At 63.5% G+C, this 12,158-nt stretch carries 13 protein-coding genes; 1 reads left to right on the forward strand and 12 read right to left on the reverse strand.

Going from position 1 to position 12,158, the window contains the following annotated elements; translation table 11 throughout:
* Nucleotides 1-17: 17 nt before the first annotated feature.
* The 9 genes from pdhA to EPJ54_RS02905 form a co-directional block, all read right to left on the reverse strand.
* Nucleotides 18-1,028 carry a pyruvate dehydrogenase (acetyl-transferring) E1 component subunit alpha gene (pdhA, locus tag EPJ54_RS02865; RefSeq protein WP_135210154.1) on the reverse strand — a complete coding sequence of 337 codons (1,011 nt, stop codon included), beginning with the start codon at nucleotides 1,026-1,028 and terminating at the stop codon, nucleotides 18-20.
* Between the two features lie 159 nt (nucleotides 1,029-1,187).
* Nucleotides 1,188-1,481 (reverse strand): FtsB family cell division protein, encoded by a 294-nt coding sequence (locus EPJ54_RS02870; RefSeq protein WP_135210155.1) that lies wholly within the window; start codon nucleotides 1,479-1,481, stop codon nucleotides 1,188-1,190.
* Between the two features lie 407 nt (nucleotides 1,482-1,888).
* Nucleotides 1,889-2,179 carry a hypothetical protein gene (locus EPJ54_RS02875; RefSeq protein ID WP_135210156.1) on the reverse strand — a complete coding sequence of 97 codons (291 nt, stop codon included), beginning with the start codon at nucleotides 2,177-2,179 and terminating at the stop codon, nucleotides 1,889-1,891.
* A 943-nt stretch (nucleotides 2,180-3,122) separates the two neighbouring features.
* Nucleotides 3,123-4,403, reverse strand: a complete 1,281-nt coding sequence (eno, locus tag EPJ54_RS02880; RefSeq protein WP_135210157.1) for a phosphopyruvate hydratase — start codon at nucleotides 4,401-4,403, stop codon at nucleotides 3,123-3,125.
* Between the two features lie 80 nt (nucleotides 4,404-4,483).
* A complete protein-coding gene (gene rpmF / locus EPJ54_RS02885) occupies nucleotides 4,484-4,666 on the reverse strand; it encodes a 50S ribosomal protein L32 (protein WP_135210158.1) in 183 nt (60 codons plus the stop codon).
* A gap of 102 nt (nucleotides 4,667-4,768) precedes the next feature.
* On the reverse strand, nucleotides 4,769-5,584 hold the full coding sequence (locus tag EPJ54_RS02890; RefSeq protein ID WP_135210159.1) for a metallophosphoesterase family protein: 816 nt from the start codon (nucleotides 5,582-5,584) through the stop codon (nucleotides 4,769-4,771).
* Nucleotides 5,584-6,411: a diacylglycerol/lipid kinase family protein gene (locus EPJ54_RS02895; protein WP_167755542.1), complete on the reverse strand. Its 828-nt coding sequence runs from the start codon at nucleotides 6,409-6,411 to the stop codon at nucleotides 5,584-5,586. The genes EPJ54_RS02890 and EPJ54_RS02895 overlap by 1 nt, the downstream gene beginning before the upstream one ends.
* Nucleotides 6,412-6,522: 111 nt before the next feature.
* On the reverse strand, nucleotides 6,523-7,134 hold the full coding sequence (locus tag EPJ54_RS02900; RefSeq protein WP_135210161.1) for a GIN domain-containing protein: 612 nt from the start codon (nucleotides 7,132-7,134) through the stop codon (nucleotides 6,523-6,525).
* Between the two features lie 88 nt (nucleotides 7,135-7,222).
* Complete coding sequence (locus EPJ54_RS02905) at nucleotides 7,223-7,840, reverse strand: head GIN domain-containing protein (RefSeq protein ID WP_135210162.1); 618 nt, start codon at nucleotides 7,838-7,840, stop codon at nucleotides 7,223-7,225.
* A 120-nt stretch (nucleotides 7,841-7,960) separates the two neighbouring features.
* Between EPJ54_RS02905 and EPJ54_RS02910 the strand changes: the two genes are divergently transcribed.
* Nucleotides 7,961-8,815, forward strand: a complete 855-nt coding sequence (locus EPJ54_RS02910) for an alpha/beta hydrolase (protein WP_135210163.1) — start codon at nucleotides 7,961-7,963, stop codon at nucleotides 8,813-8,815.
* A gap of 33 nt (nucleotides 8,816-8,848) precedes the next feature.
* Here EPJ54_RS02910 and EPJ54_RS02915 read toward each other — a convergent pair whose 3' ends face one another.
* From EPJ54_RS02915 to tpiA, 3 genes are all read right to left on the reverse strand, one after another.
* Complete coding sequence (locus EPJ54_RS02915; RefSeq protein WP_135210164.1) at nucleotides 8,849-10,483, reverse strand: CTP synthase; 1,635 nt, start codon at nucleotides 10,481-10,483, stop codon at nucleotides 8,849-8,851.
* 62 nt (nucleotides 10,484-10,545) lie between these two features.
* Nucleotides 10,546-11,247: a preprotein translocase subunit SecG gene (secG, locus tag EPJ54_RS02920; protein ID WP_135210165.1), complete on the reverse strand. Its 702-nt coding sequence runs from the start codon at nucleotides 11,245-11,247 to the stop codon at nucleotides 10,546-10,548.
* Between the two features lie 109 nt (nucleotides 11,248-11,356).
* Entirely contained in the window at nucleotides 11,357-12,112 is a 756-nt protein-coding gene (gene tpiA / locus EPJ54_RS02925; protein WP_135210166.1) for a triose-phosphate isomerase, read from the reverse strand.
* Nucleotides 12,113-12,158: the final 46 nt, after the last annotated feature.

Genomic DNA, 12,158 nt, shown 5'->3' on the forward strand with positions numbered 1-12,158 from the left:
CCTCTTTGGTCGATGTCTTACGCATCGATATAAATGTCCGTCATCAGCTCGCTCGGATCGGGCTCCGGGCTCTCTTGCGCGAACGTCGCGCTTTCGCTGACCACGCCACGGATCTCGCGATCGATCTCTTTCAACGCCGCCTCATCAGCGTGACCGCCATCGATCAGCATTTTCTTCACCAGCTCAATCGGATCGCTCTTGGCCTTGATGTCGTCGACCTCTTCCTTGGTGCGATATTTCGCCGGGTCCGACATCGAGTGGCCGCGATAGCGATAGGTCTTCATCTCCAACAGATACGGCCCCTCGCCCGCGCGCGCGCGCTCCACCGCGCGCTTGCCCGCTTCGCGCACCGCGACGACATCCATGCCGTCCACTTCTTCGCCCGGAATATTGAACGAGACGCCGCGCTTATAGAGATGCGTTTCCGAGCTGGAGCGCGTGATCGCCGTGCCCATCGCGTATTGATTGTTCTCAACGATATAGACGACCGGCAGCTTCCAGAGCGCCGCCATATTAAAGCTCTCGTAGACTTGGCCTTGGTTCGCCGCGCCGTCGCCAAAATAGGTGAGGCAGACCTTGCCGTCCTTGCGATACTTGTTCGCGAACGCGAGCCCGGTGCCGAGCGACACCTGCGCGCCGACAATGCCGTGGCCGCCATAGAACGCCTTCTCGATGCTGAACATATGCATCGAGCCGCCCTTGCCTTTGGAATAGCCGTCGCGACGCCCGGTCAGCTCCGCCATGACGCCGTTCGCGTCCATGCCGGCCGCCAGCATGTGGCCGTGATCGCGATAGGCGGTGATGACTTGGTCGCCATCCTTCAACGCCGCTTGCATGCCGACGACGACCGCTTCCTGGCCGATATACAGGTGGCAGAAGCCGCCAATCAGACCCATGCCGTAAAGCTGGCCCGCGCGCTCCTCGAAGCGCCGGATCAGCAGCATGTCCTTGTAGTATTGAAGCAGCTCCGCGCCGCTGGCCTCAGCCGAATGCGATCCGTTTGCGCGCTTGGCGCCAGCTTCCGCCATGTGGTGCTCCTCCGGCGCTGACTAACGCCGTGCATTGCGATCGGTGTCCACAGACGCCCGCGCGCTCCTCATATGCGGAATTGATATAGCTCGCTACCGAGCTTTGCGTTGCTGCAATGCAGCAAAATTGGTCAGAGCCAAGAAACTCTCTAGAGCACCTTAGCGGTCCAGCGCGAACACGATCTCTTCGCTGTCGCCGGCCGCCAGCGTCAGCCGCGCGCGCTCATCGAGATAATCGAGGTCCAAGGTCTCAGGGCGCATCCGCGCCGCCCGCGCTTCGAGCGCCGCGTGCTCTTCCTCGAGAGCGTCCACACGCTGCTCCAGCGCATGCTCCTGCGCCTGCAGATCGACATAGGCCATGAGCCCTTGGTGGCCCGTCACGGCGTGCGCGCCGAGGTATAGAATTGCCGCACCGAGACCGATGCTGACGATCGCCGACCCTTGCTTACCCATGCCTCAAACCCCGATTCGGGCGGACCTTGAGTCGCGTTGGTAAAGGAATCGTAAAGACTCAAAAATATTCTGTGTTTGTTCTATTCGTGTAAAATCATAAGCTTAAGCGCGCCTCACCAGTTATAGTGGTGCGGTCTTGTTCTGTTCTCGCAACGGGCTGCGTTTGAACGCTAGGAAAAATTTGCAGCGTGCAGACAGAAAAACGGACGCGACCTGGGGATCGCGTCCGTGAAGCTGAGGTTCGGCTTGGAGGCCGCCTCAGGCGATGATGTGCGCAGCTTGGTTGAGCGTCGCAAAGGCGCCCGGCACGAAGGCCATCAAAGCAAGCATCAGGCAGCTAAAGCGGATCAACATGGTCAGGCTCCTTTCCTCATCGCCCTCTGGCGATGAAGGGAGCCTAAACCGGCCTAGGCCGCTGCGCCGTGACGTTCGTCACGCCTATCGGAATCACCCTCGTTCGCGGCCATCTCGGTCAGGTGGCCCGAATAGATGAGTTGATTGATCTGGTAAGCGGGCACGGCCGTCAGGTCGGCGTAATGATAATGGGTCCAGCCGCGGTCGCGGTTCTCGACCCGCACCGGCACCATCACCGCCGCCCTGTTCGACACTTCGATCCGAAGCGCCCAGGCAAACGATTGTTTCTCGGAGAGGCTCAACCAGCCGACGAAGTGTCCCGATTTATGCGCAGGCAGCTTCATGAATAATCCCGCCAGCGGCCCCAGCGCCGCTTTCGCCCGATCAATGCAAACGCGGCGCCGAGTTCGCCCCATCGGACCGCCGGCTTCCAGCAGGCCTTCCCTGTCCGGTCGATTTTGGTGAAACCTTCATGCTGATCGTCCGCGTCTGGCCCAATCCGGTCATCCCGTGGCGCGTGCCAATCTCTCAAGGCCAGCGGCTGCCGCGCTGCGAACTTCAGTATTGTCGTCATCTAGGGCGCGCTCGAAAACCGGCTTGGCTCTGGGATCGTCCAGGATCATGAGTTGATGGTTGGCCCTGGCGCTCGCGCCGCCGCTGCCAAAGCCGCGCCCAATCCAGCTGCCCTTAATCTACACGACGATAAAACAGCCCGCGCCGCCGCGCGAACGCAGCACTGAGCGCGGCCACGCCTTTCGCCTCTGGCCGCGCGCGAAACCACATCCCGCGCGCATCCGCCTGCCCGGCAAACCACAAACCCGCGCCGGGCTCGAACGCGACAGCCTCTATCAAGCGCAACTTGAAAACCTTAAGCGCGCCTGCGCCGTTCGTTGCCGCCGGTGCAGCGTATGATCCGTCGCATCAATGCGCTGAGCCGCGTGCTGGAGAAGCCGCTGTCCTACGCGCAACGCCTCGCACGCTATGCGCCGCGCGCCAAAGAAGTTTCTCGCCCACATCGCGTTCAAGCGCCAACCGCGCTCGCCCTACATCGACCCGCGCATGCAACGCGACGCCGAACTCCACGTCTGGCCTGCGACGCGCGCGGAATACGAGCGTCGCGCTGTTTCAAGTTGAGCTGAGTTTCGTGCTCACCCGATAGGGGAGCTGTCAGGCGTCAGCGTGACTGAGGGGACGGCGCCGCTGCCCGCAGAATTTCGCACCCGCCCCTCCATCGCGTGCTCGGCACGCACCACCTCCCCCTCACGGGGGAGGACGATGGCGTATGCGTCAGCGCCCAATAATCGTCGTCGCGCCCGCGTACTCAGCGCTATCATCCAGCATCTCCGCAATGCGGATCAGCTGATTGTATTTCGCCGTCCGATCCGAGCGCGCCAGCGAGCCGGTTTTGATCTGGCCGCAATTGGTGGCCACCGCGAGATCGGCGATGGTGGAATCTTCCGTTTCGCCCGAACGATGGCTCATCACCGCCGAATAGCCCGCGCGTTGGGCCATATCGACCACGTCCAAGGTCTCCGTCAGCGTGCCGATCTGGTTGACCTTGATCAGGATCGAATTGCCGAGGCCTTTTTCAAAGCCCAGCGCCAGACGCGACATGTTGGTCACGAACAAGTCGTCGCCGACCAATTGGCACTTATCGCCGATCAGATCCGTCAGCGCGCGCCAGCCTTCGAAATCGTCTTCCGACATGCCGTCTTCGATCGAGATGATCGGATAGCGATCGACAAGATCGGCCAGATATTTCGCATGCGCTTCCGGCGACAGCGACTTGCCCTCGCCTTCGAGCTCATACTTGCCGTTCTTGAAATACTCGGTCGAGGCGCAATCGAGCGCGAGCGCGATGTCTTCGCCTGGCGTGTAGCCCGCCTTCTCGATCGATTTCAGAATGAAGCTGATCGCGTCATCGGCGCTGGCGAGGTTCGGCGCGAAGCCGCCTTCGTCGCCCACGTTCGTCGCGTGACCGGCTTCCTTCAATTGCTTCTTCAGCGTGTGGAACACTTCCGCGCCCATGCGCACGGCGTCAGCGACATTGGTCGCGCCGATCGGCATGATCATGAATTCTTGAACGTCGATCGGGTTATCGGCGTGCGCGCCGCCATTGATGATGTTCATCATCGGCGTCGGCAGCACGCGCGCCTGCACGCCGCCGAGATAACGATAGAGCGGCATCGCATTGCTGTTCGCCGCAGCTTTCGCCACCGCCAGCGAAACGCCAAGGATCGAGTTCGCGCCGAGGCGCGCCTTGTTCTCAGTGCCGTCGAGTTCAATCAAGGTGCGATCGATGCGGCGTTGCTCTTCAGCGTCGAGGCCCAGGATCGCGTTGGCGATCTCGCCGTTCACCGCTTCAACCGCATCACGCACGCCTTTGCCCAGATAACGATCCGGCTCGCCATCGCGCTTCTCAACTGCCTCGTGTGCGCCGGTCGAAGCGCCCGACGGCACAGCCGCGCGGCCGAACGAACCGTCTTCCAGATAGACATCGACTTCGACGGTGGGATTGCCGCGGCTATCAAGGATTTCACGGCCAAGAACGTCGGCGATGCCGGTCATGTCAGATCTCGCTGGATGGAAAATAAAAACGCCCGGCCTTTTGAGCCGGGCGTCTTGAAAACGCAAGAAAGCAGGATGCCTCAGTCTTCCTTCGGCTGAAGCACTTGCTTGCCGCGGTAGCGGCCGGTCTTCAGGTCGATATGGTGCGGGCGGCGCAGCTCGCCGGATTCCTTGTCTTCGACATAGGTGTTCTTGCCCAGCGCATCGTGGGCGCGGCGCATGCCCCGGCGGGACGGCGTAGTTTTTCGCTTCGGAACGGCCATAGCCGGTGAACTCCGGTAAAAGTCTCTGGACCCGGTAATGCGGGAAAGCGGGGCTGATAGTCTAAACGGAGCCGCCCGGCAAGGCCGCCCGCCCCTGAAAGCTCAGACCTGGGCGTGAATTTCAGCCGGCTGGTCCAGGTGCGGCAGCCCGGCCAGGGTAAACCGCCGGGTGCTGGCGCTCTGGCACACGCCCTGGACGATGTGAATAACCTCGGTCTCAATCACCTGGGGTTCCGGCCGGCGGATGACGCTAAAGGCGCACGGCTCATGGCGCACACGCTGTGAGAGCGTCCCGCTCGTCACCGAAAGCGCCCTGGTCCCCACCAGCCGCGCCGAGGCAAAATGGAGATGGCCGCTGAGGAAGAGCTCGGCCCCGGAATCGATCAGCTTCTCCAACCCGCGCAACCCACCGCGCGTCAGCCCCTTGATCGGCGCATCATTCGGCCAATCCAGCGGGTGATGCGTGATCACGATCCGCAGCGCGCCTTCCTGCGCGCGTTGCAATTCGGCGCCGGCGATCGCGGTTTGGCCACGCGAGATTTCGCCCTGCGCCCAGTTAAATCTGAACTGCCAAGCTCGCGCGGTGTTGATCGGCACGATGCTCCAAAGCGGCGTGTGCCAAGCTTCAGTCTGAATTCCGACCGCCGCTCGCTCAAACCGATCCCACGGGTAAAGCAACCGGCCGAGCATTTCGTAGTACGGCACGTCGTGATTGCCGGGCGTCAGCATCACTGGCGCCTCAAGCCCGCGCATCCAATCGCCGGCGGCCATCAGCTCGCTTTCCAAACCGTCTTTGGAAATATCTCCCGTGACGATCACGGCGTCCGGCTTGGTTTCGGCGATGTATTTCTTCGCCGCGTGTAACGCCGCCTTGTCCTCACAGCCGAAGTGCAAGTCGGTCAGATGCACCAATTGCACTAGAGGCGTTCCTCAAGCGCGATCACCCGCGGCCCTTTGGGATCATAGGTGACGCGCACGCGCTGCATGAAGATGCGCGGCTCTCCGTCTAACGTGGCCGGGATCATGCCGAGCGAAACGATGTCGCTCGACTTGCACGGCGCGATTTCGACGCTTGAATCATTACGCCAATCCGCCGTCAGCGCACGCAGGCTCACGCGTGCGAAATCCAGCAGGTGCCGCGCGTCGAGCTTCACCCATTCAAGGGTGTCCGCCTCGATGCCGCCGGAGAATGCCGGGCACAAAACGCCGACCGCCTCCGCCTTGCGCATCGGCTCACGCCCCACGCGCGCACGAATGCTGCGCGTGAACGAACGCTTCCAAGCATGTAGAAAACGACGCCAAGCCGAGAGTGGCTTGCCCTCGCGCATCGCCTCGCGCGCGCGCGCCAACAATGTCGATGGGCCGAAGAGCGCCGCCACGTAGAATGGTTCGCCATTCGCGCGGCCAAACGTCAGCCGCTTCACCACGCCGCGTTCGAGCGCGGCGTTCAAGGCTTCCGGCCAACCGAGTTCGCCGTAAAGCGCTTTCGGGAGAATGTTCAACGTGCCGCCTGGCAGCAGCACCAGAGGCGGCCCATCGCGCGGCGCGAGTTCGGCGACCGTACGCGCTGTGCCGTCGCCGCCGAGCACGATCAGCACATCGAACGTCTTCGAGCGTTCGAGCAGTTTGCGTGAGAGCTTCTCCGGCCCGATCACAGCAATATGCTCAATGCCGGCCTGACGCACGGCTTCCACCAGCTTTTCGCCATCGCCAGCGGAAACACTGCCCGCCTTCTCGTTAAACAAGACAAGCGCTTTCGCGCCGGCCTCAGGTATGGGCCGGCGCGTGGGAGCCTCGATTGTGTCCGCAGCTATGGAGGTCATAGCGCAGAAACGCCGATGGGAACCGCCGGTTCCCTAGTCGGTGATGGAGCCGCCCATGGCGGTGGAGCGACCGCGGCTCGCGCCATCGCCATCGACATTGATCGAGGCGCCCATGGCGGCCGAGCCTTCATAAGTCTCGGTCACGAAGATACGCGCATCCGCGCCCATCGCGGCGGAGACGTCCGCCGTGCGGCAGCGCAAATCGCCCGCACGGACGCTCGCGCCCATGGCGGCCGAAAGGTCGAGCGCGCCACACGTGCCGGCGACGCGCACGTCCGCACCCATCGCCGCCGAAAGATCGAACGTCTCGGCTTCGATGCCCGTCGCCGTTACGGAGACGCCGCGCGACGCCGCGAGCGCGTTCAATTGCGGCAGGTTCACGCGCACATTGGCGTCGAGATCATTGCGGCCGAACCACGAACGATTGCGCTGGCGAATGCGGAGTGTGCCGTCCTCCACCACGGTCTCGACGCGCGCCGCGTCCCGCCCTGTGATTTCCACCGCGTACGGCGAACTGGCGGTGATATCGAGATCGATGCCGTCAGAGACGTTGATGGCCGTGAAGCCACGCAGATTACGCGTTTCAGCCGACGCTGGTGCGGCGAGCGCCAGAGCGAGAGCGGACACGGCGATAAGGCGCTTCATATTTCCCTCCAGAATTCAGCCGCGCCCGTGGCGCAATGCTTTCCCTGTGTGTTGAGATGCGTGCTTGCGGCGGTTTGGATGCAAACGCTCAATTCGCGCGGCGCATCGAGCCGCCGGAGGACATCGAGACCTCGCCCAGCCCCGGCTCGCCAAAGACCACCACGTCGGCGCCGCTCGACGCTTCGACATTGAGCCGACCGCGCGCGAACACGCGCGCATCGGCGCCCGAGGACACATCGACGCTGCCGTTCTCGCAGCGCAGCGCTTCCGCGTTGAGGTCGCTGCCGCTTGACGCATCGGCGGTGAAACTGGCGCAACGGCCGCTCACGCGCAGATCGGCGCCGGAGGACGTGGAGAGCGCGATGGCGTCGGCGGTGACGTTGCTCGCAACGAGATCAGCGCCGCTCGATGAGGAGAGCCCTTCCACGCGCGGCATGCTCACGCGCACTTCGGCGCGCGGAGACGGCCCCCAGGAGAACCAGCTGTTGCGGCGCTCAACGATCAAGGTGTCGCCGGAAACGCGCGTGATCACGCGGTCAGCACCCGGACCGCTGACATCCACACTGAAAGGCGCGCCCGCAGTGACGGTCACATCCGTGCCAGCGCTCGCGTTGACGCGGGTGAAGCCAGAATGCTGGCGCGGCTCGGCGGACGCCGGCCCTACAGCTACGATCGCCAAAGCACAGCCCGCCAAAATCAATCGCATGACATTCCCCTAAGCCAACCGGACGCAATTGGGGCGTCCTTTGACTAGGAGATGCGCAGCGGACGCGGTTTGGATGCGCGGTCTGGACATCCGTCGCCGACTGGGGCTCGTACATGCGGTATGCATCGTCGCACATTGCTCGCCGCACTCCCCACCCTGGCCGCATGCACCCCCTCGCTGGGAACATTCGACACGATCGCGCCACGCGATGCAGGCGCACGCCAGGTCGTCCACGACGCCCCTTACGGCCAGAGCCCACGTCAGCGGCTTGACGTCTACGCGCCGACAGAGACGAACGGAGCCTCGCCTGTTCTGATTTTTTTCTACGGCGGCTCTTGGCGTTCTGGGGAGAAGGACGACTACAACTTCCTCGGCGCCGCCCTCGCCGCGCAGGGTTTCCTCACTGTTATCCCCAATTATCGTTTGGTCCCAGAGGTCCGCTTTCCGACATTTCTGGACGATTGCGCGCAAGCTGCGCGGTGGGTCGCCGACAATGCCGCCGTACATGGGGGCAATCCAAATCGTATCGTTCTCGCCGGCCATTCCGCGGGCGCCTACAACGCCATCATGCTGGCGCTAGACGCGCGCTTCCTGCGCAACGCTGGCGTGGACGCATCACGAATACGCGGCGCCGTAGGCCTTGCGGGTCCGTACGATTTTCTGCCCTTCGACGTGGATGCGACACGCAATGCGTTTGGCGCCGCGCCCGATCCCGCGCAAACGCAGCCAGTTCAATTCGCGCGCGCGGATGCGCCGCCGCTTCTGTTGCTTTGGGGCGCCGATGACCGCACCGTTGGACCGCGAAATCTTGAGGGACTAAGCGCGGCGATGCGCGGGGTTGGCGGCGCGGTCGAAAGCAAGGTTTACCAGGACGTTGATCATATCGACATCCTGCTCGCACTCTCACGCCCCTTCCGCGGTCGTGCGCCTGTGCTCACCGATGTGAGCGCGTTCGCCCATCGCGTAACAGTTTAGCCGGCGCTCAGCCGCTTGCTTTGACGGATGTGCTTAGACGAGACGGCTCTGCTCCACCGCCGCGGCGATGAAGCTGGCAAACAGCGGGTGCGGTTCGAAGGGGCGGCTTTTGAGTTCGGGGTGGTATTGCACGCCGATGAACCAGGGATGATCGCGACGCTCGACGATCTCGGGCAGCAGGCCGTCCGGGCTCATGCCGGAGAAGATGAGGCCGGCGGCTTCGAGTTTCTCTCGATACTTAGTGTTGACCTCGTAGCGGTGGCGATGGCGCTCCGAGATCGCCGTGTCGCCGTAGATTTCCGCGACCTTGCTGCCAGGCTCGAGTGCGGCCGTATAAGCGCCCAGGCGCATCGTGCCGCCGAGATCGCCAGCCTTCGAGCGCTTCTCCAATTCGTTGCCTTTGAGCCATTCGGTCATCAGGCCCACGATCGGATATTTTGATTGGCCAAACTCGCTGGAACTCGCGCCCTTCATGCCGGCCTGATTACGCGCCGCCTCGATGCAGGCCATCTGCATGCCGAAGCAAATGCCGAAGAACGGCGCGTTGTGTTCGCGCGCGAAGGTGACGGCTGCGATCTTGCCTTCGCTGCCGCGTTCGCCGAAGCCCCCGGGCACCAGGATGCCGTGCACGCCGTGCAGGTCTTCGTGCCAGGCTTCACCGCGCTCTTCGAACTTCTCGCTCTCGATCCAGCGGATGTTCACTTTGACGTTGTTGGCGACGCCGCCGTGATGCAGCGCTTCGATCAGCGACTTATAGGCGTCCTTGAGTTCGGTATATTTGCCGACGACGCCGATCGTGACTTCGCCGTCCGGCGATTTGAGACGCTTTACGATCGTCTCCCACTTGGTGAGATCCGGCTGCGGCGCGACGGTCACTCCGAAATGCTTGAGCAATTCTGTGTCGAGGCCAGCCAGGTGATAAGCGATTGGCGCTTCGTAGATGGTTTGCAGATCGCGCGCTTCGACCACAGCGCTTTCGCGCACATTGCAGAACAGCGCGATCTTGCGCTTCTCGTCTTCTGGGATCGGTCGATCGCAGCGGCAGAGCAGAATGTTCGGTTGAATGCCGATCGAGCGCAGCTCCTTCACGGAGTGCTGCGTCGGCTTCGTCTTCATCTCGCCGGCTGACGGGATGTAGGGCAGCAGCGTCAGATGCACGAACGCGGCTTGGCCGGGATCGAGTTCTTGGCCGAGTTGGCGAATGGCTTCGAAGAACGGCAGACCTTCGATGTCGCCCACCGTGCCGCCGATTTCGCACAGCACGAAATCCGCGCCGCCATTGTCGGAGAGCACGAAATCTTTGATCGCGTTGGTGACGTGCGGGATCACCTGCACGGTCGCGCCGAGATAGTCTCCGCGGCGTTCCTTCGCGATGATCTCCTGATAGATGCGGCCGGTGGTGATGTTGTCGCCTTGCGTGGCCGACACGCCGGTGAAGCGCTCGTAATGACCCAGATCGAGGTCGGTCTCGGCGCCGTCGTCAGTGACGAAAACTTCGCCGTGCTGGTACGGGCTCATCGTGCCCGGATCGACGTTGAGGTAGGGATCAAGTTTGCGGAGTCGGACCCGGTATCCGCGGGCTTGAAGCAACGCGCCGAGGGCGGCGGAGGCGATGCCTTTCCCCAAGGAAGAGACCACCCCACCGGTAATAAACACGTAACGCGCCATTGACCTTTCCGATCAGCCCGGAAGTCGTTCTAACCCCAGCTCGTTTTCGTCGAGCTTCGCTCTTATTGGTCCGGGCCAGCCCGCTCGCGCCGGACCGCTTCCACACCATTCGAAGCAGCTTCGCCCGATTCGGGGGCGATTTGCGCGGGGTCGAGCGTCAGCGCCGCACCTGACGTATTCGGGATCGTCAGCGGACGCGTCGCTGGCTGGTTCGCCGCCGTAGTCGTCGGCGGTGTCGTGCGCTGCGTCGCGGCCGGACGGGTGCTGGCCGGCTGCGTCGTGGCCGGACGATTCGCCGTCGCCGGCGGCGTCGCGATCGGCGCTGCGCGTGCAGCAATGCTCGGCGTTGTCGCCGGCGGGGTCGCGCTAGCGGGCGCCGGACCTGGCGTTACCGCCGAAGCCAATTGTGTTTCAGCAGCTTGCGGGGCGCTGCTCTCGGTCGGGTCGGGCGTGGTCGACGCCGGCGGCAGCGTCGGAATCGCCGGTGCGGATTGCTCGGCCGGCGCGTTGTCGAACACCGAGCGGCCGGCATTGGCCGTACCCGAACTGGATAGGAATGTTAGCGTCAGAGACGTGACGAGAAAGAAGCCGCCCGCGACCTGGGTCATCTTCGCGAGCGCGTCAGCAGCGCCTCGGCCGCTCATCAGCGAGCCGCCGCCGCCACCGCCCATGCCGAGCGCACCGCCCTCGGAGCGCTGCAACAAAACCAAGCCAATCAAGCAGATGCAGACCAGCAAATGAATGCTGAGAACGACGACTTCCATAGACCCACCGTCTCCCGCGCAGCCTTATCGCTTCGCCCAGATGGGCGCGCGCGAAAGGGCGCTCAATAGCTGAGCCTGATCTTAAACGCCAGCCCGCTCGAAAGCACCCCTACACAGCAGCCGGGTGCGCAAGAATAATCGCAGCAAAGTCAGAGGCTTTGAGGCTGGCGCGGCCCACCAGGGCGCCGTCCACGCCCCCAGCGGAGAAGATCTCTGCCGCGTTCTTCGGACCGACCGAGCCGCCGTAAAGAATGCGGGTGCGGTTCGCCTTGTCGCCGAATTTGGTCTGGAGGGTTTCGCGGATCAGGCGATGGACGTCGGCGATCTCGGGGATTGTCGGCGTGCTGTTGCCGCCGATCGCCCAGACCGGCTCATACGCCACCACGAACGCGCCGCCGGCCGGCACGCTGTCGCGAACTTGGCCGCCGACAATCTCGGCCACCCTGCCCGCTTCGCGCTCAGCCTGGGTTTCGCCGACGCAAACGATGGGCGTCAGGCCCGCGGCCAACGCCGCTTCGGCCTTGCGCCGCACAAGGTCGTTGCTCTCGCCGTGGTTCGAGCGGCGCTCGGAATGGCCGACGATCACGTAGCGGGCGCCCACATCGGCCAGCATGGCGGCCGAAACCTCGCCGGTACGGGCAGAATCTTCCGCCACCGGGCTGCAATCCTCGGCCCCAACCAGAACCGAGCCGCCACGCGCCGTCTCGGCCGCCGCGGCAATGTAAGGGAACGGCGGACAGATCAGGGCGTCGATCGCCCCCGAAACGTGGCCAACCTGCGCGTGCAGGGCGGCAATTTCGCTTAAGGCGGCGCGCCGGCCATACATTTTCCAGTTTCCGGCGATCAACGGCTTACGCACGCCCATTCCTTCTCCCCTTAGCCCCATGCGGCAGTCTGCGGCGATTGCCCCG

This window comes from Vitreimonas flagellata (assembly GCF_004634425.1).
Taxonomy (GTDB): Bacteria; Pseudomonadota; Alphaproteobacteria; order Caulobacterales; family Aquidulcibacteraceae; genus Vitreimonas; species Vitreimonas flagellata.

Bases quoted from the DNA above. Each gene is read 5' to 3' on its own strand.
- pdhA (WP_135210154.1), bottom strand. From the start codon at position 1,028: ATGGCGGAAGCTGGCGCCAAGCGCGCAAACGGATCGCATTCGGCTGAG.
- EPJ54_RS02870 (WP_135210155.1), bottom strand. From the start codon at position 1,481: ATGGGTAAGCAAGGGTCGGCGATCGTCAGCATCGGTCTCGGTGCGGCA.
- EPJ54_RS02875 (WP_135210156.1), bottom strand. From the start codon at position 2,179: ATGAAGCTGCCTGCGCATAAATCGGGACACTTCGTCGGCTGGTTGAGC.
- eno (WP_135210157.1), bottom strand. From the start codon at position 4,403: ATGACCGGCATCGCCGACGTTCTTGGCCGTGAAATCCTTGATAGCCGC.
- rpmF (WP_135210158.1), bottom strand. From the start codon at position 4,666: ATGGCCGTTCCGAAGCGAAAAACTACGCCGTCCCGCCGGGGCATGCGC.
- EPJ54_RS02900 (WP_135210161.1), bottom strand. From the start codon at position 7,134: ATGAAGCGCCTTATCGCCGTGTCCGCTCTCGCTCTGGCGCTCGCCGCA.
- EPJ54_RS02905 (WP_135210162.1), bottom strand. From the start codon at position 7,840: ATGCGATTGATTTTGGCGGGCTGTGCTTTGGCGATCGTAGCTGTAGGG.
- EPJ54_RS02910 (WP_135210163.1), top strand. From the start codon at position 7,961: ATGCATCGTCGCACATTGCTCGCCGCACTCCCCACCCTGGCCGCATGC.
- EPJ54_RS02915 (WP_135210164.1), bottom strand. From the start codon at position 10,483: ATGGCGCGTTACGTGTTTATTACCGGTGGGGTGGTCTCTTCCTTGGGG.
- secG (WP_135210165.1), bottom strand. From the start codon at position 11,247: ATGGAAGTCGTCGTTCTCAGCATTCATTTGCTGGTCTGCATCTGCTTG.
- tpiA (WP_135210166.1), bottom strand. From the start codon at position 12,112: ATGGGCGTGCGTAAGCCGTTGATCGCCGGAAACTGGAAAATGTATGGC.